General features: G+C 53.7%; 24 protein-coding genes. 12 read left to right on the top strand and 12 right to left on the bottom strand.

All coding sequences use genetic code 11. The features are described from left to right. Positions 1–7 precede the first annotated feature (7 nt). The 5 genes from ACSIPU_RS19935 (at position 8) to ACSIPU_RS19915 (ending at position 3,053) form a co-directional block, all read left to right on the top strand. Entirely contained in the window at positions 8–562 is a 555-nt protein-coding gene (locus ACSIPU_RS19935; protein ID WP_004101018.1) for a TorD/DmsD family molecular chaperone, read from the top strand. A 103-nt stretch (positions 563–665) separates the two neighbouring features. After that, positions 666–1,148, top strand: coding sequence for a DUF1097 domain-containing protein (locus ACSIPU_RS19930; protein ID WP_026055849.1), 483 nt, complete (start codon positions 666–668; stop codon positions 1,146–1,148). Positions 1,149–1,464: 316 nt separating this feature from the next. Beyond that, positions 1,465–1,770, top strand: a complete 306-nt coding sequence (locus tag ACSIPU_RS19925; protein ID WP_004101022.1) for a type 1 fimbrial protein — start codon at positions 1,465–1,467, stop codon at positions 1,768–1,770. 91 nt (positions 1,771–1,861) lie between these two features. After that, complete coding sequence (gene ymdB / locus ACSIPU_RS19920; RefSeq protein ID WP_004112127.1) at positions 1,862–2,416, top strand: O-acetyl-ADP-ribose deacetylase; 555 nt, start codon at positions 1,862–1,864, stop codon at positions 2,414–2,416. 46 nt (positions 2,417–2,462) lie between these two features. Next, entirely contained in the window at positions 2,463–3,053 is a 591-nt protein-coding gene (locus ACSIPU_RS19915) for a TetR/AcrR family transcriptional regulator (protein ID WP_017146137.1), read from the top strand. A 35-nt stretch (positions 3,054–3,088) separates the two neighbouring features. On the opposite strand, the gene mdoC is transcribed toward ACSIPU_RS19915, so the two are convergent. Further along, positions 3,089–4,249 (bottom strand): glucans biosynthesis protein MdoC, encoded by a 1,161-nt coding sequence (gene mdoC, locus ACSIPU_RS19910; protein ID WP_196557994.1) that lies wholly within the window; start codon positions 4,247–4,249, stop codon positions 3,089–3,091. A gap of 252 nt (positions 4,250–4,501) precedes the next feature. On the opposite strand from mdoC, the gene mdoG reads away from it, so the two are divergent. The 3 genes from mdoG (at position 4,502) to ACSIPU_RS19895 (ending at position 8,871) form a co-directional block, all read left to right on the top strand. Beyond that, entirely contained in the window at positions 4,502–6,055 is a 1,554-nt protein-coding gene (mdoG, locus tag ACSIPU_RS19905) for a glucans biosynthesis protein MdoG (protein WP_004101027.1), read from the top strand. Continuing rightward, positions 6,048–8,576: a glucans biosynthesis glucosyltransferase MdoH gene (gene mdoH, locus ACSIPU_RS19900; protein ID WP_004101028.1), complete on the top strand. Its 2,529-nt coding sequence runs from the start codon at positions 6,048–6,050 to the stop codon at positions 8,574–8,576. Before mdoG ends, mdoH begins: the two co-directional genes overlap by 8 nt. A gap of 67 nt (positions 8,577–8,643) precedes the next feature. Continuing rightward, positions 8,644–8,871, top strand: coding sequence for a YceK/YidQ family lipoprotein (locus ACSIPU_RS19895; RefSeq protein ID WP_004112143.1), 228 nt, complete (start codon positions 8,644–8,646; stop codon positions 8,869–8,871). Here ACSIPU_RS19895 and ACSIPU_RS19890 read toward each other — a convergent pair whose 3' ends face one another. From ACSIPU_RS19890 to ACSIPU_RS19880, 3 genes are all read right to left on the bottom strand, one after another. Further along, a complete protein-coding gene (locus ACSIPU_RS19890) occupies positions 8,872–9,258 on the bottom strand; it encodes a MysB family protein (RefSeq protein ID WP_004101030.1) in 387 nt (128 codons plus the stop codon). Between the two features lie 79 nt (positions 9,259–9,337). Beyond that, the gene (mdtG, locus tag ACSIPU_RS19885; RefSeq protein ID WP_004101031.1) at positions 9,338–10,588 is read right to left on the bottom strand and encodes a multidrug efflux MFS transporter MdtG; all 1,251 of its coding nucleotides are present in this window, start codon (positions 10,586–10,588) and stop codon (positions 9,338–9,340) included. 183 nt (positions 10,589–10,771) lie between these two features. Further along, positions 10,772–11,692, bottom strand: a complete 921-nt coding sequence (locus ACSIPU_RS19880) for a Kdo(2)-lipid IV(A) acyltransferase (RefSeq protein ID WP_004101033.1) — start codon at positions 11,690–11,692, stop codon at positions 10,772–10,774. A gap of 209 nt (positions 11,693–11,901) precedes the next feature. On the opposite strand from ACSIPU_RS19880, the gene ACSIPU_RS19875 reads away from it, so the two are divergent. After that, positions 11,902–12,966, top strand: coding sequence for an oxygen-dependent tRNA uridine(34) hydroxylase TrhO (locus ACSIPU_RS19875; protein ID WP_004101035.1), 1,065 nt, complete (start codon positions 11,902–11,904; stop codon positions 12,964–12,966). Here the strand turns inward: ACSIPU_RS19875 and ACSIPU_RS19870 are convergent. The 8 genes from ACSIPU_RS19870 to mdtH form a co-directional block, all read right to left on the bottom strand. Further along, entirely contained in the window at positions 12,952–13,065 is a 114-nt protein-coding gene (locus ACSIPU_RS19870) for a YceO family protein (RefSeq protein WP_004101037.1), read from the bottom strand. The genes ACSIPU_RS19875 and ACSIPU_RS19870 overlap by 15 nt on opposite strands. Positions 13,066–13,140: 75 nt before the next feature. After that, positions 13,141–14,259 (bottom strand): N-methyl-L-tryptophan oxidase, encoded by a 1,119-nt coding sequence (gene solA, locus ACSIPU_RS19865; RefSeq protein ID WP_133497398.1) that lies wholly within the window; start codon positions 14,257–14,259, stop codon positions 13,141–13,143. 123 nt (positions 14,260–14,382) lie between these two features. Then, complete coding sequence (gene bssS, locus ACSIPU_RS19860) at positions 14,383–14,637, bottom strand: biofilm formation regulator BssS (RefSeq protein ID WP_004101039.1); 255 nt, start codon at positions 14,635–14,637, stop codon at positions 14,383–14,385. Positions 14,638–14,923: 286 nt separating this feature from the next. Beyond that, positions 14,924–15,169: a DNA damage-inducible protein I gene (gene dinI, locus ACSIPU_RS19855; RefSeq protein WP_004101040.1), complete on the bottom strand. Its 246-nt coding sequence runs from the start codon at positions 15,167–15,169 to the stop codon at positions 14,924–14,926. 72 nt (positions 15,170–15,241) lie between these two features. Next, positions 15,242–16,288 (bottom strand): dihydroorotase, encoded by a 1,047-nt coding sequence (gene pyrC / locus ACSIPU_RS19850; protein ID WP_023329493.1) that lies wholly within the window; start codon positions 16,286–16,288, stop codon positions 15,242–15,244. A gap of 123 nt (positions 16,289–16,411) precedes the next feature. Then, on the bottom strand, positions 16,412–16,972 hold the full coding sequence (locus ACSIPU_RS19845; RefSeq protein ID WP_004101044.1) for a lipoprotein: 561 nt from the start codon (positions 16,970–16,972) through the stop codon (positions 16,412–16,414). A gap of 135 nt (positions 16,973–17,107) precedes the next feature. After that, positions 17,108–17,755 (bottom strand): glutaredoxin 2, encoded by a 648-nt coding sequence (gene grxB / locus ACSIPU_RS19840; RefSeq protein WP_004101046.1) that lies wholly within the window; start codon positions 17,753–17,755, stop codon positions 17,108–17,110. A gap of 65 nt (positions 17,756–17,820) precedes the next feature. Continuing rightward, complete coding sequence (gene mdtH / locus ACSIPU_RS19835; RefSeq protein ID WP_004112151.1) at positions 17,821–19,029, bottom strand: multidrug efflux MFS transporter MdtH; 1,209 nt, start codon at positions 19,027–19,029, stop codon at positions 17,821–17,823. 229 nt (positions 19,030–19,258) lie between these two features. Between mdtH and rimJ the strand changes: the two genes are divergently transcribed. Genes rimJ through ACSIPU_RS19820 form a run of 3 tightly spaced genes read left to right on the top strand, consistent with a single transcriptional unit; the run spans position 19,259 to position 21,426 of the window. Continuing rightward, positions 19,259–19,843, top strand: coding sequence for a ribosomal protein S5-alanine N-acetyltransferase (gene rimJ / locus ACSIPU_RS19830; RefSeq protein ID WP_004101049.1), 585 nt, complete (start codon positions 19,259–19,261; stop codon positions 19,841–19,843). A 9-nt stretch (positions 19,844–19,852) separates the two neighbouring features. Continuing rightward, a complete protein-coding gene (locus ACSIPU_RS19825; RefSeq protein WP_023320708.1) occupies positions 19,853–20,500 on the top strand; it encodes a YceH family protein in 648 nt (215 codons plus the stop codon). A gap of 2 nt (positions 20,501–20,502) precedes the next feature. Next, positions 20,503–21,426, top strand: a complete 924-nt coding sequence (locus tag ACSIPU_RS19820) for a Gfo/Idh/MocA family protein (RefSeq protein WP_004112153.1) — start codon at positions 20,503–20,505, stop codon at positions 21,424–21,426. Positions 21,427–21,468 lie beyond the last annotated feature (42 nt).

The following is a 21,468-nucleotide window of genomic DNA, read 5'->3' as shown; positions in this document are numbered from 1 at the left end:
TAACTGAATGAACGAGTTTTCAATCCTCTGCCGCGTGCTGGGCTCTCTCTATTACCGTCAGCCGCAGGATCCGCTGCTGGTTCCGCTATTTACCCTTATTCGCGAAGGGAAGCTGGCGGCAAGCTGGCCGCTGGAGCAGGATGAACTGCTGGAGCGCCTGCAAAAGAGCTGCGATATGCAGGCTCTGGCTGCTGACTACAACGCGCTGTTTGTCGGTGAAGAGTGCAGCGTAGCGCCATTTCGTCGCGCATGGGTAGAGGGCGCTACGGAAGCTGAAGTTCGAGCTTTCCTCAGCGCGCATGGCGTTCCCACGGGTGAGGGCGCGGCGGATCACTTAGGATCCTTACTGCTGGCCGCATCGTGGCTGGAAGATCACGCGGCTGAAGATGAAAGCGAAGTTCTGGAAACGCTGTTTGCTGAGTATATTCTCCCCTGGTGCGGCGCATTCCTTGGCAAGGTTGAAGCGCATGCGACTACGCCGTTCTGGCGCACGATGGCTCCGCTAACTCGTGAAGCGCTTTCAGCCATGTGGGATGAACTCCAGGAAGAAGGTGAACAATAAATTGTGACTTAAATCACAATTAAAATGCAACGAGTGATTTCTTAATTCATTTAGTGTGTTCCATATCTCATTTGGCCGGCGCGTTTCTGCTATGATACGCGCCATGAACATACTCTTCGCAATCGCATTAACGACGGGCTTACTCTCTGCAATTTGGGGATGGGTAGCGGTCGCACTGGGTCTGCTGAGCTGGGCGGGATTTCTCGGCTGTACGGCTTACTTTGCCTGTCCGCAAGGTGGGTTAAAAGGGCTGGTTATTTCCACCTGTACGGTAATGAGCGGCGTAGCGTGGGCGCTGGTGATTATTCACGGTAGCGCGCTGGCGCCTCAGCTGGAAATAGTGAGCTACATCATGACCGGTATCGTGGCGTTTATGATGTGCATTCAGGCGCGCCAGCTATTACTCTCTTTTGTGCCGGGCACCTTTATCGGCGCCTGTGCGACCTTTGCCGCCAGCGGCGACTGGCGTTTGGTTTTACCTTCACTGGCGCTGGGGCTGGTCTTTGGCTACGCCATGAAAAATAGCGGCCTGTGGCTGGCGACGCGGGCGGAAAAGAATAAATCCCTGGCTAACGAAAGTCGTTAACCGCGCTTCGCTCATACTGCTTCTCAACCTTCCCTGTATTCATGTGTTAAAAGAGCCCTACGGGCTCTTTTGCTGTTTTTGGCAGAATATCGTCCATAGCCTTCTCCTTCCTTAGTTTATTTTCCTCTATAAATCAGCACGATAAGCTGTACTGATAGTCAGTGAATCGATTTTGTAATCATATTTATATAAATGCTGGTTATTTGTTTTTAAAATGTTAATACAATTGGGCTGAGGTAAAAAAATGTAACTCGATGCGCTCATGGATGGCTGTGCTTTTTTTAATAGCTAGACCAACAAGCAGAGGGGTTTTACAATGAAAACAATTAGATACATATCACTTGCGGCCCTGTTTTTTTTACCCACGAGTTTCAGCCCGGCGATTGCCGAACAGACAGTCGCCGGTGTTATTCATTTCTATGGAAGAGTTGTGGAAGCGCCCTGTCAGCTCAATGCTATCAAGAATCAGGTGGTGATGGATTGTCCGAGGGCGGAAACGGTGCGGATCTCTGCCCGTCAGCTGGAGAAAGGGGATGTTCACAATGAAAATATCCGTTCCGCGCAGTTGAGATATATTAACCCACAACGGACTCTCGCTATTCTGGACGTTGATTATCGCTAACCTCCGGCGCCCCCATGCTTTCGTCCCGGGGGCGATCGTGCCATATTATCCTCGTTTATCTATTTCAAGACGCATGCCGACAGGAGGAGAAATGGCTGTTCAACCTGAGGTAATTCTCGGCGACATTACCACGCTGGCGGTCGACGTTATCGTCAATGCAGCAAACCCTTCGCTGCTGGGCGGAGGAGGCGTAGACGGCGCAATTCACCGCGCAGCAGGCCCGGATCTGCTGGCTGCCTGCAAAGTTGTGCGCCAGCAGCAGGGGGAGTGTCCGCCGGGCCATGCGGTGATAACGACGGCAGGAAATCTGCCCGCCAGCGCGGTCATTCATGCCGTCGGGCCGATCTGGCACGGTGGTGACAGGCAGGAGGCGGAATTACTGGCGGACGCCTATAAAAATAGCCTGCAGCTGGCCTCGGCGAACAATTACCGCTCTATTGCTTTCCCCGCTATCAGCACCGGCGTTTACGGCTACCCTAAACACGCTGCCGCCGAGATAGCCATTAATACGGTGAATGCATTTCTTACTCGCTACCATCCTCTGGAACGCGTTTGTTTCGTCTGCTTTGATGCCGAAACCGCCAGTATCTATAACCGATTACTGGAGGAGAGTCGGGCACAACTCGGTCGCCATAATAAGTTATGATAGCTTCCTCCGATCGCGGGGATCCATCATGACAGGAGATTTATCGGTGGCTGAAGGGAAGGTTCTACAAAAACAACGGCTTCGCCGGACGGAGATTGTGGTCGCGGCGCAAAAATGCTTTGCTGAAAAGGGCCTGCACGGCGCCTCAGTGGCGGATATCGCGCGCCGGGCTGGTCTGAGCGTCGGCCAGCTTTATCGTGTTTTTGCCAGTAAAGAAGAGATTATCGAAGTCATCGTCAGCGAGATCGTGAATGCCAGAGTTGGCGAGATGGTTGCCGGGAATCATGATTTGGCCCGCATGGCGTCGGTTTTAGCCGGCGCGATCCCGGCGAGCGAGAATACGAAAAATGATAATTATCTGCTAATGGAAATTAACGCCGAAGCCTCCCGAAATCCGCGCCTGCGAGAAATCATGAACCAGGCCGATCGACGCCTGAAGGAAGAGGGGGGAAAACTTACCCGGCACTACCACCCCGAAATGACCGCTGAACAGATTAGCGTCGCCTGCGAATTTATCGCGATTTTAACCGAAGGGGCGGCGTATCGCTGCGACCTGGCGACTGCCCCGACGGTGGATAAAGCGGCGATGGAAACGCTTTATCGCGATGTCTTTAACCTGGTGTTCACGCGAAAATAGCGCTGCTGTGCTCAGATAGCGCAGCAGCGTAATTTTTAACCGGCAGAAGTCTGCGGCTTCGCCGTTTTTTGCTGGAATTTTCCGGAAAAAAGAAAGCGCAACAGCGGTATTCGCAGGTGGATTTCATACAGGACCAGCGCAATACCCACCACAAATACCAGCCCGGTAATAAATCCCAGCGTATTGGACTTAATTATCGGCGTGATCCACGCCCCGTAGAGCAGAGTCAACGGATGGTGCACTAAATAGATAAACAGCGATGCGTTGACGAAATAGGTTACCCGCGCGGACTGGAAATTTAGCAGACGGTGGCCAAGCGAAAAGACCACGTTGACCATCCATAGCCCCAGCACCATGGTAATGACGGATTCTGTTTCATACATCCAGCCATCGCCGGAACCGTACTGCTGATTCAGACGATAGGCGATAAAACCCAGTAGCGCTGCGGTATAGCACCAGGGGGAGGGCGTAGTGAACATGAGCTTCAGGCGTGAATTGATAAACGTCTGCGCGCCGAGAATAAAGAAAGGCAGATAAAACAGCGTCTGCATAACGACGAAATTGAACAGGCCGTTGCTGAGAATGGGCGGGTAAAGAATAAAAAGGATGCGGCGAATGACCGCATACAGCACGCCCAGGGCAAGAAAAATCATCGATAGCTGACCTAATGTGACGGTGTCACCGAAGGTTGGCGCAGCGGCAGAACGCTGGCGCGTCAGCCATTTAAACATCACCACGCCCAACGAGGTCAGGACCACCAGGACGAGCAGAAACCACAGGTGGGAAATCAGCTCCCAGGCAAGGGTATTGAATTTGTCATAGCCTGAAAGCGTGTGCCAGTTTTCCGCTTTTCCGTTAACGTACTGCAGCATAATAAACTGTGGCAACGTCAAAAGAGGGATGGCAGTTAACATGGGAATGCCTACCCGCTCAACGCGAACTTTCCACCATTTCTTCAGCGGATAGCGTAGAAAAAGCATGTAGGAAAAATAGCCGGAAATAACAAAGAAGACCTGCATGCGAAAGGCATGGATGAAGTCGTTGAACAACGTCAACCACCACGACGGCTCTGCGCTGTTGACGTGCCAGCTGTGGCTGGAGTAAATAAGCGAGATGTGAAAAGGGATCCCCAACAGCATCAGCCAGGCGCGGATGCTATCGAAAAAATATTCACGCTGTACCGGAGTATTATTCATACAATATCACTACATTCTCAGACAAATCGTCTTATCACTCAACGTGATAACGTTTAAATTCTCTGCAACCCTACATGAACTCTGGTTATCTGTCTCCAGGATAAGCACGCAAAGTGCAATCGGGGCAGTGAACTGCGTATTCCCTGTGCCGCCAGGCCGAACAATGCAGGGATTATGTTGTCGGAATGCCTGAGTTTCCATTAAAATAGATCGGATCGATTTAAGCACACAAAGGGGGAAGTGCTTACTTATATGAAACATAAACCACAGATGATGAAAATGCGTTGGTTAAGCGCAGCCGTAATGTTGTCCCTGTGTACTTCATCTGCATGGGCATTCAGCATTGATGACGTCGCAAAAGAGGCACAAACGTTAGCCGGCAAAGGCTTTGAAGCGCCTAAAAGTAACCTGCCCTCTGCCTTCCGCGATATGAAGTATGCGGACTATCAGCAAATTCAGTTTAATCACGACAAAGCTTATTGGAATAATCTGAAAAGCCCATTCAAGCTCGAGTTTTATCACCAGGGGATGTATTTCGATACGCCGGTCACCATTAATGAAGTGACGGCAACCAGCGTACGTAAAATTAAATATAGCCCGGACTATTTTAATTTTGGCAACGTCCAGCACGACAAAGACACGGTTAAAGACCTCGGCTTTGCGGGCTTCAAAGTCCTGTATCCGATCAACAGCAAAGACAAGAATGATGAAATCGTCAGCATGCTCGGAGCCAGCTATTTCCGCGTGCTTGGCCAGGGTCAGGTATACGGTCTTTCCGCTCGTGGGCTGGCGATTGATACCGCGCTGCCTTCCGGCGAAGAGTTCCCGCGTTTTCGTGAGTTCTGGATTGAGCGTCCAAAAGCGACCGATAAACGCCTGACGATTTACGCCCTGCTTGATTCCCCGCGCGCAACCGGCGCCTACCGTTTCGTGATTATGCCCGGCCGCGACACCGTAGTGGACGTGCAGTCTAAGGTCTATCTGCGCGACAAAGTCGGCAAGCTCGGCGTGGCGCCGTTGACCAGTATGTTCCTGTTTGGGCCACATCAGCCGTCGCCGACCACGAACTATCGTCCGGCGCTGCACGACTCCAACGGCCTGTCCATCCTGGCCGGCAACGGCGAGTGGATCTGGCGTCCGCTGAATAATCCAAAACATCTTGCCGTCAGCAGCTATGCGATGGAAAACCCGCAGGGCTTTGGCCTGCTGCAGCGTGGTCGCCAGTTCTCCCGTTTTGAAGATCTCGATGACCGCTACGATCTGCGCCCCAGCGCATGGATTACGCCGAAAGGTGATTGGGGTAAGGGCAAAATCGAACTGGTCGAAATCCCGACCAATGATGAAACTAACGATAACATCGTTACCTACTGGACGCCCGATCAGCTGCCCGAACCCGGCAAAGAGATGAATTTCAAATACACCATCACTTTCAGCCGCGATGAAGACAAGCTGCACGCCCCGGATAACGCATACGTCATGCAGACCCGCCGTTCTACGGGCGACGTCAAGCAATCGAACCTGATTCGCCAGCCTGATGGCACCATTGCCTTTATTGTCGATTTCACCGGCGCCGAGATGAAAAAGCTGCCCGCAGATACGCCAGTGACTGCCCAGGCCAGCATCGGCGATAACGCTGAAATCGTTGAAAACACCGTGCGTTATAACCCAGTGACTAAAGGCTGGCGTATGATCCTGCGCGTCAAAGTGAAAGATCCTAAGAAAACCACGGATATGCGCGCTGCGCTGGTCAATACCGACCAGACGCTGAGCGAAACCTGGAGCTATCAGCTGCCTGCCAATGAATAAGATAACGAAGTACATCGATGCATTGCCGCTGTCGGATGCAGAAAAGCGCGCGTTACCTGACGCGAGTCTGCAGGCCGTACATCAAGCACTGGACGCTGAACATCACGTTTATAAACGGGAAGATGACTCCCCGCTGGGGTCGGTGAAAGCCCGACTGGAGCATAGCTGGCCAGATTCACTGGCCGGTAATCAGCTGGTGAAGGATGATGAAGGGCGCACGCAGCTGAACGCCATGCCGAAAGCAAAACGTTCCTCTATGTTCCCGGACCCATGGCGTACTAACCCGGTCGGGCGCTTCTGGGATCGTCTGCGCGGACGCGATGTGACTCCGCGCTATCTCTCTCGCCTCAGCCAGGAGGAACAGGCGAGCGAGCAGAAATGGCGTACCGTCGGCTCTATTCGTCGCTATATTCTTCTGCTGCTCACCCTGGCGCAGACCGTCGTGGCGACCTGGTACATGAAAACCATTTTGCCCTACCAGGGCTGGGCGCTGATTAACCCGGCGGACATGGTGGGACAGAACCTGTGGATCTCCTTTATGCAGCTGCTGCCGTATGTGCTGCAGTCCGGGATCCTGATTCTTTTCGCCGTGCTTTTTTGTTGGGTTTCTGCGGGTTTCTGGACTGCGCTGATGGGCTTCCTGCAGCTACTTATCGGCCGCGATAAGTACAGTATCTCCGCGTCAACGGTCGGGAATGAGCCGTTGAATCCGGAGCATCGCACCGCGCTTATCATGCCTATCTGTAACGAAGACGTTGACCGCGTATTCGCGGGCCTGCGCGCGACCTGGGAGTCGGTAAAAGCCAGCGGTAATGCCGAGCACTTTGATGTCTATATCCTGAGCGATAGCTACAACCCGGACATCTGCGTGGCGGAGCAAAAAGCGTGGATGGAGCTGATTGCCGAAGTGCAGGGCGAAGGGCAGATCTTCTACCGCCGCCGCCGCCGCCGCGTGAAGCGTAAAAGCGGTAACATTGATGACTTCTGCCGTCGGTGGGGGAGCCAGTACAGCTATATGGTGGTGCTGGATGCCGACTCCGTAATGAGCGGTGAATGTCTGAGCGGCCTGGTGCGCCTCATGGAAGCGAACCCGAATGCCGGGATCATTCAGTCTTCACCCCGCGCGTCGGGTATGGATACGCTCTATGCGCGCTGCCAGCAGTTTGCTACCCGCGTCTACGGCCCGCTGTTTACCGCCGGTTTGCACTTCTGGCAGTTGGGGGAATCCCACTACTGGGGTCACAACGCGATTATCCGGGTGAAACCGTTTATTGAGCACTGCGCGCTGGCGCCGCTGCCGGGCGAGGGCAACTTCGCCGGGTCAATTCTGTCGCACGACTTCGTGGAAGCGGCGCTGATGCGTCGCGCCGGGTGGGGCGTATGGATTGCTTACGATCTTCCCGGCTCTTATGAAGAGCTGCCGCCAAACCTGCTGGACGAGCTGAAGCGCGATCGCCGCTGGTGTCAGGGTAACCTGATGAACTTCCGCCTGTTCCTGGTTAAAGGGATGCATCCGGTTCACCGTGCAGTGTTCCTGACCGGCGTGATGTCATACCTGTCGGCACCGCTGTGGTTTATGTTCCTTGCGCTCTCTACCGCTCTGCAGGTAGTGCATGCCTTGACCGAACCGCAGTACTTCCTGCAGCCGCGGCAGCTGTTCCCGGTCTGGCCGCAGTGGCGCCCGGAGCTGGCTATAGCCCTGTTTGCTTCGACCATGGTGCTGCTGTTCCTGCCGAAGCTGCTGAGCATTATTCTGGTTTGGTGTAAAGGGCCTAAAGAGTACGGTGGCTTTATCCGCGTCACGCTCTCTCTGCTGCTGGAGGTGCTGTTTTCGGTGCTGCTGGCGCCGGTACGTATGCTGTTCCATACCGTCTTTGTGGTCAGCGCGTTTCTCGGCTGGGAAGTGGTGTGGAACTCGCCGCAGCGTGACGATGACTCTACCCCATGGGGTGAAGCGTTTATGCGTCACGGATCGCAGATGCTGTTGGGTCTGGTCTGGGCGGTGGGCATGGCATGGCTGGATCTGCGTTTCCTGTTCTGGCTGGCGCCGATCGTGGTCTCGCTGATTCTGTCGCCGTTCGTGTCGGCTATTTCCAGCCGCGCCACCATTGGCCTGCGCACTAAGCGCTGGAAGCTGTTCCTGATCCCGGAAGAGTACTCTCCGCCGCAGGTGCTAAAAGATACTGACGCTTACCTGACGCTGAACCGCCAGCGTTCTCTGGACGATGGCTTTATGCATGCGGTATTCAATCCGTCGTTTAACGCGCTGGCAACAGCGATGGCTACCGCGCGCCACCGTCACGGGCATATTCTGGATATCGCTCGCGAACGTCACGTTGAACAGGCGCTGAACGAGACGCCGGATAAACTTAACCGCGATCGTCGTCTGGTCTTGCTGAGCGACCCGGTGACCATGTCGCGTATGCATTATCGCGTGTGGGCCGCTCCGGAGAAATACTCTTCGTGGGTGGCCGCTTATCAGCAGCTGACGCTGAATCCGCTGGCGTTAAAAACCAAGTAAGCCGTACCTTAAGGAAAATACCGGCAATAGTGCCGGTATTTTTTTGACCTGAGAATAGAGGTTGTTGATGAGAGTTTTGCTGGTTATCGCAATGACGCTGCTGCTGAGCGGCTGCGGGAGCATTATCAGTCGCACGGTGCCAGGGCAGGGCCATGGAAATCAGTACTATCCCGGCGTGCAATGGGATGTCCGTGATTCCTCATGGCGCTACATCACGATCCTCGATCTGCCCTTTTCGCTGGTGTTCGATACGCTTCTGCTGCCGCTTGATGCCAGCCATGGCCCCTACAACTAATTAGCGTTCATCCCATTCATCGGCCGCAGCCTGGCCCTCTTCGGTATCGAGCGAGGGTTCAAGCTGAAATTCACCTTCATCCCATTCATGCAGCGTGTTCTCTTCCAGCCACTCCTGGCGCAGCTCAATCTCATCATAATCACCGTCAAAGACGCTTTGCGCAGCCTGGCCGCTGAGTACTGGCAGGCATTCTCCCTGCTGATCTTCGTCGGCAAAAAATTCTGCCTGCCAGGCAATATCACCGTCCTGAAGCACGTACTTCTGGATATTTAACTGCTCAATGCTGGCGCTTTCTTCGTCGCTGTCCGGATTATTAGCCAGAAACTCCTCGCGGGCTGCATCGATTGCTTCTTCGAGCGTGGCATAGAACATCGAATCCTTTGGCATGGCTAACCTCCTAAGAAGAATAGAAATGAATACGATTCAATCTATAGAAGGCGGTTGGCAATGCGTCAAGGAGGGAGCATTAATTTACCGAATGATTGCCGGAACCCGGATTGTCCGTAGCCCGCTGACGACGAACGCGGCCAAGGGTCAGAGTTGAGTAAACCGCGTTAAAGAGCACCACAAATGCGGTCACCAGAAAGACCGCCCGAAAACCGTAGTTGGCGGAGACCGACGCGCCGATCAGCGGTCCAGTGACGTTACCGATATCGCGAAACGACTGGTTATAGCTGAATATTCTGCCCGATATTTGGCTGGTAGAGTTATACACCAGCAGCGTCTGTACCGCCGGCAGCAGCGCGCCGTCAGCGGCGCCTAGCAGGAAGCGCAGGATCCCCAATTGCAGCGGCGTCTGGACGAACGACATAGGAATCAGGAGCAGGACTGAAATCACCAGCGCGACGATCAGGATCTTCTCCGGACCAATACGATCGCCGAGCTTCCCGAGGCGAGGGGCGCTAAGCAGGGCGGCAATGCCGGGGACTGAAGCTATCATACCGCTGATAAACGCAATATTACTTACGTTGCCAGCAAGATCGCGCACGTAAAGCGTCAGAATCGGAGCGATGGAACCGGTAGCGACCTGGATAATCAGTGATGTTACAAACAGGCTCAGCACCAGCTTTGGACTTTTAAGCGACGAAAAGACGTCTTTCGCGCTGAGCATCTCTTTTTTGCTGACCGCGACAAAATTCTCGCGGATGAGAAACAGGGTAAATAAGAAACAAATAAACAGTACGCTTGCTGTCATAAAGAAGACGGTGCGTAACCCCCAGTGGTCGGCCAGGAAGCCGCCAGCCAGCGGCCCCAGCAGCGCGCCGCTAACGGCCCCCGTAGAGAGGGTCCCCAGCGCCCAGCCGCTCTTATGGCGGGGGATTTGCGTTGCGATCAGCGCATTGGCGTTGGGAATAAATCCGCCGAGCAGGCCTAACAGCGCGCGCAGGATCAGAAATTGCCAGATATTCTGCGCCAGCCCCATGAGCAGCATGACGATAGCCATACCGAGGGCTGAGCGCAGCAGCATTATTTTGCGCCCTTTGCGGTCCGCGAGTCCGCCCCAGAAGGGAGAAGCTACGGCTGAAAATAAAAAGGTAATGCTGAAAACCAGCCCTGACCACATATTCAGGGCACTGTGGCCGGTGACGCCGAGCTGTTCAACGTACAAAGGGAGAAATGGCATCACCAGGCTAAAGGCCGCCCCGGTTAAAAAGCAGCCGAGCCAGGTGACGGTGAGATTACGTTTCCAGTTAATAGGGGTATCAGCAGACGACATAGGATTCCACTGGCCTGCAGCGCAGGTCAAATAATTGAAAATATGAGCATGCTAATTATGCGCCTGAGAAATGACTGCCGCAATGCAGGAGAGCTTTTAAAGCTAAAGGAGGGGACTAAACAAGGCGACATATCCCGCATCCGTGTTCAGATGCGGGATAACCAGGCGGAAAATGGAAAAGATTTAATAACGAGAAGGAACGCCTTCCGGACGCGTTTTAAAGCGGCGGTGCATCCACATATACTGCTCCGGCGCCATTAATATGCATTTCTCAACAACTTTATTCATCCACAGAGCGGTCGTCTCCGCATCGTCCAGCGGCGGATCGCACTCTGGCGGCAGGATGATCAGCTCATAACCTTTACCGTCGGGTTTACGGCGCGGAACGAAGGGGACGATGCAGGCTTTTGACATCTTTGCCAGCATCCAGGTGCCGGAGGTCGTCGCGGCCTGGTCAACGGCGAAAAACGGCACAAACACGCTGGCGGCGGGGCCATAGTCGTGGTCCGGCGCGTACCAGATCACTTCTCCCTTTTTCAATGCGCGGATCATACCCTTGAGATCTTTACGATCGATCATGTCTTTGTTGGAGCGCAGCCGTCCCCAGGTCTGTAGCCAGTCGATAACCGGGTTATCATTAGGGCGATAAACCCCGATACCCGGCTCATTGATGCCGAACATGCGGGCGCCCATTTCCAGGGTCAGAAAATGAATGCCAATAAGCAAAATGCCGCGCTTTTGCGCCTGTACATCGCGGATATGCTCTACGCCGATGGAGTCCGTCCAGCGCGCAATACGCTTCGTCGGCCAGAACCAGGCCATACCGGTTTCCATCAGCCCCATACCGACGGATTCAAAGTTTGCCACGACCATCCGGTGACGCTCTTGCTCGCTTTTATCAGGAAAACAGAGCTCCAGATTGCGATGGGCTATTTTGGCCCGGCGCTTCATTAGCCGCATGGCGATACGGCCAAGACCAGTACCGAGGCGATAAATCAGCGGATAAGGCAGCTGAACTACCAACCACAGCAGGCCGATTCCTAACCAAAGCAACCAGTAACGCGGGTGCAGCAACGCTGCGGAAAATTTAGGTAAATGGGTCATCTCATACCTGTTTAATTAAGCAACGTGTTCTATTATCGCATTTTTTTATGCCTCAGCCAAAATACCGGCCTCAGATGGCATTTAATGTTAATGCAAGCAAATATGGGTGAGAAAAATGTAGCGCAAAATGTAGGGATGTAAATTAAGCGTGTTTGCTATATGATGCCCGCCGTTTATTTTACTCATTGACTATGCCGAGCAGGTACACCATGCCAGTGTTACATAACCGCATTTCAAATGAGACGTTAAAAGCGCAAATGTTGGCTGAAACCGAGCCGCGCACGACGATCTCGTTTTATAAATATTTCTCTATTATTGACCCAAAAGCCACGCGCGATGCGCTGTGGATTGCGCTGACTAAGCTTAATGTCTTTGGCCGAATTTACCTGGCTCATGAAGGGATTAACGCGCAAATCAGCGTCCCGCAAAGCCGGGTCGATGCGCTGCGCGAATTCTTATACGGTTTTGACCCCGCCCTCAATGGGCTCCGCCTGAATATCGCTCTGGACGATGACGGTAAATCATTTTGGGTTCTGCGCCTCAAGGTTCGCGATCGGATCGTGGCGGATGGAATTGACGATCCGACATTTGATGCCACGGACGTGGGGGATTATCTGAAAGCCGCAGAGGTTAACGCGATGCTGGACGATCCCAATGCGGTCTTTATTGATATGCGCAATCACTACGAGTATGAGGTTGGCCATTTCGAGAACGCACTGGAGATCCCGGCGGATACTTTTCGCGACCAGCTACCAAAAGCCGTGGAGATGATGCAGGAACATAAAGATAAGAATATCGTGATGTACTGCACCGGCGGTATCCGTTGTGAAAAAGCCAGCGCCTGGATGAAGCACAACGGATTTACTAAAGTCTCGCATATTGAGGGCGGGATTATCGAGTATGCGAGACGCGCCCGCGAGCAGGGGCTGCCGGTACGCTTTGTCGGTAAAAACTTTGTCTTCGATGAGCGGATGGGGGAGCGTATCTCAGATGACGTTATCGCCCATTGCCATCAGTGCGGCGCTCCGTGCGATAGCCACACCAATTGCCTGAATGATGGTTGCCATCTGCTATTTATCCAGTGTCCTTCCTGCGCGGAGAAATTCGCCGGCTGCTGTAGCGAAGCCTGCATGGAAGAACATAAGCTGCCGGAAGAGGAGCAGAGAAAACTGCGTGCCGGACGGGAAAATGGCAATAAGATCTTTAATAAATCCCGCGGTCGTCTGAATACTAAGCTGGGGATCCCCGATCCTGAGCCGTCAGAAAAACCATAACCAGATAAGATCGATAAACGCCAGCAGCAGCCACAGCGCCAGGTAGATCATAAAATGTTCGCGGACGTTGTTAACCAGTAATTCAAACAGGCGACGCATCATCTCTCTCAGTTATTAACGGCCTCAAACGAGGCCGTTTCTTTTAGCGTAGTTGTGACGTTGGGCAGCGGGCAGTTATTTATTAAACCGCGCCAGTGAAAACGCAGATAGATCAAATCCAAAGGGTTCTTCAAGCGCGAACCGTGTGGCCAGTTCGCCTAAAACCGGAGCAAATTTAAAGCCGTGACCGCTCAGGCCGGTGATCAGCAGCGTATCCGGCTGGCCGGGTAGCATATCAATAATAAAGTCTTCGTCAGCAGTATTGTCATAGGTGCAGGATGCGCCGTGCAGGCAGCCGCCGATACCGGGCAACACGTTACGCAAGAAACTAAAAGATTCTGAACCGTCCGTGGCAACAGAGCCAAACGGCTTGCGCTCCTCCGGAGTGGAAATAAGCTGCCCGCCGTTATGCTTACCGATTTTTAATTCGTTATCTTCTGCCGGGAAACCGTAAAACTGATCGCCATTGGCTAACTCGCCGGTAAACGCCGGGAAGTTATTTTTGCTGCTGTAGCGACCATCGGCCTGAAACCAGGCGAAAATTTTACGTACCGGTTGGACAGGGAGTTCTGGCAACAAACGCGTAACCCAGGTACCGGCGCTGACAAGGAGTTTTTTGCCGCTGTACTCGCCATCCAGCGTCTCAACGGTTACGCCGTCCGGTTGGTGGTGAATAGCAGAAACCGGGCAGTTGAACAATTGCGCGGCTCCCGCTTCGCGTGCCAGACGGATCCAGGTTTCAACGGCCAGTTCGCTGCGCAGTATCCCGGATGCGGGTTCAAATATCGCCCGGTAATCGTCAGGAATACGAATTTCCGGCCAGCGAGTCATCACTGTCTGCGCATCCATTTCTTCAATATTGAGCTGGAACTCGCGCGCGCTGCTGGCCACGTTGCGCAGAAAGTCGGAGTCGGCAGGCCCGAGGTTAATCACCCCTGTACGCTCAAAAACGGCTTCCCCACTGGCGGCGGCAAACTCATCCCATAGCTTCTGTGCACGTAGTACCAGAGGGACGTATCTTTCGCCTTCGCCGTAAGCATGACGTATCAGGCGGGTGGTGCCGTGATGGCTACCTTCCTGATGCGGAGGCTGATGGGCATCAATCATCAGTACGTTAAGCCCTGCCTGGCGAGCATAATAGCCTGCGGCAGCGCCGACGGAGCCGCTACCGATAATGATAAGATCGTATTGCATGGTGAGTTCCAGGTTATTGCTTTATTAGCAGGGTAATTAACAACCTGCTGATATACAAGCCCGAAAATAGTTCAGGCACCCGAAGGTGCCTGTTAGGTGAATATTAAGACATTTTGCTAAATCTTAATGCCTTCGATACTCATTTTCCTGGTATTCGCCTGATTCAATCTTCGCAATACCTGCTTCCAGAATAGAAATAAACTGACGTGCGACGTCCGTCGTTAGCCATAGCGTCTGGCCAATCTCTGCGTCTCTACTGCTTTCTTGAGCGGGGTTTTGGTAGTGCAGGCGCAACATCAGCGCATCGTAACTATCTACGGTGCTGATGTCCCATCCAACGAGGGGATGGGTCTGGATGACTTCATTATTCTTTTCCATCATAACCCCTTATTCATATGTTAAAAGACAACAGTTCTCGAGGTTTAATGCGTGTTTTTTGAAGCAAGTTAATTATATCAGCAGTCAAGAATAAACTCGAGAAATTAAATGAAAAAGAGATACATACGCTGCTGATTGCTGATTTTTTACGCAAACACAATTCAGTTATACGTTATTTTTGAAGGCGCTAAGCAAAAGCAATAGGGGAGAGTCTGAGTATCAAAAAAATAAAAAAGCCGGGGCGACCCGGCAAAAAGTTGCACAATGAGGGAGCAAATTTAATTGACTAGTCGCGGACAAACCAGTCGTCAGCGCTTTCCCAGGTTTCTTGCAGGATTTCGCTAATCCGGTCTTTGTCTTCTTTCAGGCCGCCGATAACCGACAGATTGTTATTAGCCGCGTAGCGAACCGTCACCTGGCTTGACGTCGAGGGGAACTGCTGTTCGATACGGCGGGAGAGTTCATTGTTCAGCGCATCTAAAGCGCCGTTGGGTAAGGCTGTCGATTTGGCGATAGAGACTTCAATACGCATAATTGCCCCCTGTGTAATGTACTGTTTATTTATACAGTATGGTTGTCGCATTTACAACAGGGGGAGAGGTATTTATTTCTTCATGCTCCAGCGCACGGTTTCTCCTGCCAGGAACGGCACCAGCGCGTCGCCAGGCAGAGCGATACTCTCTACCACCAGGCTCTCTTCGCGCACCAGCTCAACGTAGCCTTCATTGACCGGCAGACCGTAGAAGCGGGGGCCGTTAAGCGAACAAAAGGCTTCAAAGTGCTGCAGGGCGTTCATCTCCTCGAACACCGTTGCGTAGCTGCCCAGGGCGGTCGGGGCGTTAAAACAGCCTGCACATCCGCAGCTGGCTTCCTTACGATGGCGGGCATGCGGAGCGGAATCAGTACCGAGGAAGGCGCGGTCAAAACCGCTGGCCACCAGTTCGCGCAGCGCCTGCTGGTGAATATTGCGTTTAAGGATCGGCAGGCAATATAGATGGGGACGCACGCCGCCAACCAGCATATGATTGCGGTTAAACATCAGGTGCTGCGGGGTGATGGTCGCCGCCAGCAGCTCATTGCCGTCGCGTACGTATTCAGCGGCATCTTTGGTGGTGATGTGTTCGAACACCACTTTCAGACCCGGCAGGCGCCGACGCAGCGGCTCCATGACGGTTTCAATAAACCGCGCTTCTCTGTCAAAAATATCGATGTCCGCGTGAGTGACCTCACCGTGCACCAGCAGGGGCATTCCCAGCTTTTCCATGCGCTCCAGTACCGGCATGATTGCATCAGTGCTGGTGACGCCGTGGCTGGAGTTGGTGGTCGCATTGGCCGGATAAAGTTTGGCGGCGGTGAAAACGCCCTCGTTGAATCCGCGTTCCAGCTCAGCAGGGTCGAGCGTATCCGTCAGATAACAGGTCATCAGCGGCGTAAAATCGTGGCCCGCCGGAATTGCCGCTATGATGCGCTGGCGATAGGCAAGGGCGGCTTCGACGGTGGTGACAGGGGGTACCAGATTCGGCATCACGATCGCCCGGCCATAAAATTCACTGGTGTAAGGCACGACGGTTTTTAACATATCGTCATCGCGCAGATGGATATGCCAGTCGTCAGGGCGGCGGATTTTCAATACCTGGGATTGTGCTGTCATGGAAGGCTCCGGCTAAATAGGGTCAGTCATCAGGGCTGTTTTTGCCGGGCACTAAGGATAAGCGTAAACGTTTTCCTTTGCATCAACTTCCGTAAAAAAACGGGCGCTTCTGCGCCCGAACCGTTAGTTAGTGAACGGGATAATAATCTCACCCGGCTTAACCTCAATCCCTTTAGCATACTTTTTCGCCAACGCTTCGCCCGCGCTGGCGTCTTCGCGCAGGACGTAGGCAGGCTGCTGATTGAAGTAGCTACGCAGCGACTGATTAAGGTAAGGAATGAGCGTCTGTACCACGGACTGCAGTTTTTCAGGTTGAACCTTTGCGTCCACCACCTCCATCTCCTGCAGGAAAATGGCGCCTTTCTCTTTGTTGAAGGTCGGCAGCGCTTTTAGCTTCAGGTCAATGGTCGCTTTCTGGTTCCCGAATAGTGAATTCAGATCTAAATTAGCAACGCCGCTTAGCGTCACTTTATTGGGTTCTTCACGACCAATCGCGCTGGTCAGGTTTTGCAGTTCAATATGAGCATCCGCAACGCCGGGCAGGCCAATATCCTTGGCGAAGTGGTTACGTTTCTGCAGCGCCTGGTTGATCTCCTGCTCACTCACGGAATATTGCGTAAGCTGATTACAGCCGCTCAGCAGGCCGCTGACGATAAGCGCGGCCGCGATAAACATCTTTTTCATTGGATTCCTTAATGTCATGCCATGGGTTCATCCTGACACAAAGCAGCATGACCCGCCAGCGCAGGAGGTGCTAGCGGAAAAGACTTAAAAAGCGGGGGGAGGCAGCGAAGGACACTACCTTCCGCTGCCCTGAGCTTAAATAGCCATTGAGGAAAGCAGATTGATTTGCGTCTGTTTAGCCATATTGTCGCGATAGGCGGCCACGCGGCTCGGCCAGTTCACCCCGGCAACCAGCGTCAGATTCCGCAGGAGTGGGAAGAGATGAATATCATCTTCAGACAGCTCCCCGTTGACGGCGTTTGGCTGGACGATAAGTTTATCCAACGCGCGCAGATCGTCGCTGATGTTCTTAACCAGACCGGTAGAATGGGCGAGGTGATCGGCAAAGCTACCGATAGCCGCTTCCTTCTTATTCACAAAATAAGCGCGCGCCTCTGGGGTTGAGAATTCATCAAATGCGGATTTGGCGAAACGCGGGATCAACAGACGATTCGCGTAGACGTTGACCTTGCGCAGCCAGGTTTCAATAGCCGGGTTACGCGCTCCGGTCAGTAGCGGTTTTCCATCAAGTTTATCGACATAGTGCACGATATCCATGCTTTCTGGCATATAGCGACTATCGTCTTTTTGCAGGATGGGCGCCATTTTCTGGCCGATCATGCGGGTTGGGGTTGATTCATCATCGTTCAGGAGCGTGATCAGTTCGACAGGGATATTTTTCAGGCCGAAAATCATGCGGGCTTTCAGGCAGAACGGGCAGTGATCGTAGATATATAACTTCACGTTTCTCCTCCATTGTTGCTGAACTTCCTCAATTCAGTATGGAGGAGAAACGACGGTCCGGCAAATCAGGTGCGCGGCTCGAGCATACCGGACGTTGAACGTTTTGGACTGAACTGCCACCACAGAGCAACAAACGTCGCAAGACCGATCGCGCCCAGCATCAGCCACGGCAGCTCCGGCTGACCCGTGGCCTTACCGGCATCGAACAGCCAGCCGCCGCCTGCGTAGCCGAAAGCGCCGCCGAAGGCTAATCCCAGACGGCTAAAGCCCATATAGCTGCCGCGCGCTCTGGCATCCGCCAGCGAAGCGCCAAGCGTCTCGCGCGCAGGCTCGGCGATGATGGACCCGATATAAAACACGCAGATCAGCGTAAACAGCTGCTGCAGATTGCTGCTCAGGCCAATCGGCATCATTGCCAGCGTCATAATCAGCAGTCCGGCCATCAGCCGATGCTCAAGGCGAAACCGTTTTTCACTCCAGCGGGCAATCGGATAAAGCAGCGTCAGTGAAATGGTGGCTTCGATGGCATACATCCATTTTACCGCCGCCGGAGAACCCGCAATATCGTTAACCATAATCGGCAGCATTAACATGACCTGTACTGCCAGCATGTAATATCCGGTTAGCGTCAAGACGTAGGTGACAAATCGTTTGTCACGCAGCACGCGGCCCAGCCCTTCACGAACCGGCGTTTTAACCGTTGACAGCTTCCAGGCCGGGAGATACCAGGCATTGAACGCCGCGCAGGCGATAAACAGGGCCGCTCCAGCGCTGCACACCAGACGAAAATCATACTGCAGCAGCCAGCTACCCAGCAGCGCGCCGATCACCGCCCCGGCGCTGTCCTGCATCATCAGAATGGAGAAGAAACGCCCGCGCTGGTGTGGGCGAACCAGCTTAACCACCAACGCCGCCCGCGGGGGATCGAACAGCGTGCCGCCGAGACCGGAGAGTATGCAGGATAACCACAGGACCCATGGTTCATGGGCGACGGCCATCGCGGCGAAACCGGCAGCTCGCATCAGCATGCCGGTGACGATCATCGGTTTGGCGCCAAAACGGTCGGCAATCGCACCGCCGAATATCCCTAAACCTTGCTGCACCAGTTGACGCAGCCCGAGCGCAATGCCGACCATTAGCGCGGCCCACCCCATCTGATCGACAAAGCGAATAGAGATGAGCGGGAACACGACGAAAAAGCCGAGTACGACCAGCATGTTATCAACTAACAGGAAATATTTACCCAGGCTCCTTGCCTGCGATACGCGGGACATTTCCCCTCCCGGGAAAAATAAGAATAAGCTCTGATATTTTGCGGGGTTAATGGCTATTTTCCCAGCTAACTCGCGACAATATTTTTTTATCAAAATGCAAGAACGATAGAGGCTATTCATCGAAAAGCAGAGATGGTGCAGAAAATGGTATGTTGCTGTTTTCACACATCCCTGCAGGACAGGTATAGTAAAGTCAGCAAGTATTGCGTCAGGGGAACAGGAGAGGGGAATGTTTGGCTATCGCAGTAACGTACCGAAGGTGCGTTTGACGACGGATCGGCTGGTGGTGCGGCTGGTACACGATCGTGACGCCTGGCGTCTGGCCGATTACTACGCGGAAAATAAAGGGTTCTTAAAACCCTGGGAACCAGTGCGCGACGACAGCCACTGTTATCCTTCCGGCTGGCAGGCGCGTTTATCGATGATTTCGGAGTTTCACAAGCAGGGTTCGGCATTCTATTTTGCGCTGCTGGACCCTGAAGAAAAAGAGATTATCGGCGTGGCGAATTTTTCGAACGTGGTGCGCGGATCGTTTCATGCCTGCTATCTCGGTTACTCTATCGGAGAGAAATGGCAAGGGCAGGGGCTAATGTTTGAAGCGCTGACGTCGGCAATTCGCTATATGCAGCGCACGCAACATATCCATCGCATAATGGCAAACTATATGCCGCATAATCAGCGTAGCGGTGATTTGCTGGCGCGTCTGGGTTTTGAAAAAGAGGGTTACGCCAAAGATTACCTGCTCATTGATGGGCAGTGGCGCGATCACGTACTGACGGCGTTGACGACACCGGACTGGACCCCGGGTCGCTAAGGAGACATCATGAAATATCAGTTAACCGCGCATGAGGCGCGAGTCATTGGCTGTCTGCTGGAAAAGCAGGTCACCACGCCGGAGCAGTACCCCCTGTCGGTCAACGCGGTGGTGACCGCCTGTAATCAGAAAACGAACCGTGAACCGGTGATGTCGCTCAGCGAAAATGACGTGCAGGAGCTCCTCGATACGTTAGTTAAGCGTCATTTTTTGCGTACGGTAAGCGGTTTCGGCAATCGGGTGACCAAATATGAACAGCGCTTCTGCAACTCTGAATTTGGCGACCTGAAATTAACTCCAGCGGAAGTGGCAATTATTACCACGTTGCTGCTGCGCGGGGCGCAGACGCCCGGAGAACTGCGCGGGCGGGCGCAGAGAATGCATGAATTCAGCGATATGGCAGAGGTGGAAAACGTCCTCGAAAATTTGGCTACGCGAGACGACGGCCCCTATGTTGCACGTCTGCCGCGGGAACCCGGGAAGCGTGAAAGCCGCTATATGCACCTGTTCTGCGATGATATGGATTCGCTGATTACCGCCGTTGAAGCCGTTTCGCCGGCGGGTGACGATCTCCAGGCCCGCGTTGAGGCGCTGGAAGCGGACGTCGCTGAACTTAAAGCGCGTCTGGATTCACTGCTGCCTCATTCAGGAGATTAAGCATGTCGGCGAAACTACGCATCGGCGTCGTTGGTTTAGGTAGCATTGCGCAAAAGGGCTGGCTGCCGGTGCTGGGAGCAGCGGATGGCTGGACGCTACAGGCGGCGTGGTCGCCGGGAAAAGAGAAAGCGCTGCGCATCTGTGAAACGTGGCGTATCCCCTATGCGGATACTCTGGAACAGCTGGCGGCGCAGTGTGATGCTGTATTCGTCCATACTTCAACGGTTTCACATTATGAAGTGGTTAGTCGGTTACTCAATGCCGGAGTTCATGTCTGCGTTGATAAACCGCTGGCCGACAAGCTTAGCGATGCGGAGACGTTGGTTGAGCTGGCGGCCCGCCGCCGTCTTACTCTTATGGTCGGATTTAATCGCCGCTTCTCCCCTCTCTATCGCGAACTTAAAGCTCAGCTCGGTAACGCGGCTTCGCTGCGGATGGATAAACACCGTAGCGACAGCGTGGGCCACGATCTGCGCTTTACGCTGCTGGATGACTATCTGCATGTCGTCGACACCGCACTATGGCTGGCGGGCGATAAAGCCCGTTTAAACGGCGGTACGCTGCTCACGACGGCCCAGGGTGAAATGCTTTATGCTGAACATCATTTCAGCTGCGGGATGATCCAAATGACCACCAGTATGCACCGCCGCGCTGGAAGCCAGCGGGAGTGGGTGCAGGCGGTAACCGACGGTGGATTATATGAAGTCCGTGATATGCGGGAGTGGCAGGAGGAGCGGGGGCGCGGCGTGATCCAGCGTCCGGTCCCCGGCTGGCAGACCACCCTTGAGCAACGAGGATTCACCGGCTGCGCCCGGCATTTTATCGAATGCGTGCAAAATCAGACGGTTCCTGAAACCTCCGGCGAACAGGCGCTGCTTGCTCAGCGTATCGTGGAGAAACTCTGGCGCGAAGCAATGAGCGAATAACCCGTTGTAACAACTGGCAGTAGTAATTCATTATGAACCCGG

Origin of the sequence: Klebsiella sp. HN106, assembly GCF_051209435.1 — a bacterium.
Lineage (GTDB): Bacteria > Pseudomonadota > Gammaproteobacteria > Enterobacterales > Enterobacteriaceae > Klebsiella > Klebsiella oxytoca.
Note: the sequence above shows the minus strand (reverse complement) of the source record. Positions and strands in the feature narration are given on the sequence as shown.

What these genes read in the sequence shown, in the direction of transcription:
- ACSIPU_RS19930 (WP_026055849.1), top strand. Translation starts at nt 666, where the DNA reads ATGAACATACTCTTCGCAATCGCATTAACGACGGGCTTACTCTCTGCA.
- ACSIPU_RS19820 (WP_004112153.1), top strand. Translation starts at nt 20,503, where the DNA reads ATGTCGGCGAAACTACGCATCGGCGTCGTTGGTTTAGGTAGCATTGCG.
- mdoC (WP_196557994.1), bottom strand. Translation starts at nt 4,249, where the DNA reads ATGAATAATACTCCGGTACAGCGTGAATATTTTTTCGATAGCATCCGC.
- ACSIPU_RS19870 (WP_004101037.1), bottom strand. Translation starts at nt 13,065, where the DNA reads ATGCGTCGCCTGTTTGAATTACTGGTTAACAACGTCCGCGAACATTTT.
- mdtH (WP_004112151.1), bottom strand. Translation starts at nt 19,029, where the DNA reads ATGTCCCGCGTATCGCAGGCAAGGAGCCTGGGTAAATATTTCCTGTTA.
- ACSIPU_RS19890 (WP_004101030.1), bottom strand. Translation starts at nt 9,258, where the DNA reads ATGCCAAAGGATTCGATGTTCTATGCCACGCTCGAAGAAGCAATCGAT.
- ACSIPU_RS19935 (WP_004101018.1), top strand. Translation starts at nt 8, where the DNA reads ATGAACGAGTTTTCAATCCTCTGCCGCGTGCTGGGCTCTCTCTATTAC.
- mdtG (WP_004101031.1), bottom strand. Translation starts at nt 10,588, where the DNA reads ATGTCGTCTGCTGATACCCCTATTAACTGGAAACGTAATCTCACCGTC.
- ACSIPU_RS19845 (WP_004101044.1), bottom strand. Translation starts at nt 16,972, where the DNA reads ATGAAAAAGATGTTTATCGCGGCCGCGCTTATCGTCAGCGGCCTGCTG.
- ACSIPU_RS19895 (WP_004112143.1), top strand. Translation starts at nt 8,644, where the DNA reads ATGAGAGTTTTGCTGGTTATCGCAATGACGCTGCTGCTGAGCGGCTGC.
- mdoG (WP_004101027.1), top strand. Translation starts at nt 4,502, where the DNA reads ATGAAACATAAACCACAGATGATGAAAATGCGTTGGTTAAGCGCAGCC.
- ACSIPU_RS19825 (WP_023320708.1), top strand. Translation starts at nt 19,853, where the DNA reads ATGAAATATCAGTTAACCGCGCATGAGGCGCGAGTCATTGGCTGTCTG.
- ACSIPU_RS19880 (WP_004101033.1), bottom strand. Translation starts at nt 11,692, where the DNA reads ATGACCCATTTACCTAAATTTTCCGCAGCGTTGCTGCACCCGCGTTAC.
- ACSIPU_RS19925 (WP_004101022.1), top strand. Translation starts at nt 1,465, where the DNA reads ATGAAAACAATTAGATACATATCACTTGCGGCCCTGTTTTTTTTACCC.
- solA (WP_133497398.1), bottom strand. Translation starts at nt 14,259, where the DNA reads ATGCAATACGATCTTATCATTATCGGTAGCGGCTCCGTCGGCGCTGCC.
- ymdB (WP_004112127.1), top strand. Translation starts at nt 1,862, where the DNA reads ATGGCTGTTCAACCTGAGGTAATTCTCGGCGACATTACCACGCTGGCG.
- bssS (WP_004101039.1), bottom strand. Translation starts at nt 14,637, where the DNA reads ATGGAAAAGAATAATGAAGTCATCCAGACCCATCCCCTCGTTGGATGG.
- pyrC (WP_023329493.1), bottom strand. Translation starts at nt 16,288, where the DNA reads ATGACAGCACAATCCCAGGTATTGAAAATCCGCCGCCCTGACGACTGG.
- ACSIPU_RS19875 (WP_004101035.1), top strand. Translation starts at nt 11,902, where the DNA reads ATGCCAGTGTTACATAACCGCATTTCAAATGAGACGTTAAAAGCGCAA.
- dinI (WP_004101040.1), bottom strand. Translation starts at nt 15,169, where the DNA reads ATGCGTATTGAAGTCTCTATCGCCAAATCGACAGCCTTACCCAACGGC.
- rimJ (WP_004101049.1), top strand. Translation starts at nt 19,259, where the DNA reads ATGTTTGGCTATCGCAGTAACGTACCGAAGGTGCGTTTGACGACGGAT.
- mdoH (WP_004101028.1), top strand. Translation starts at nt 6,048, where the DNA reads ATGAATAAGATAACGAAGTACATCGATGCATTGCCGCTGTCGGATGCA.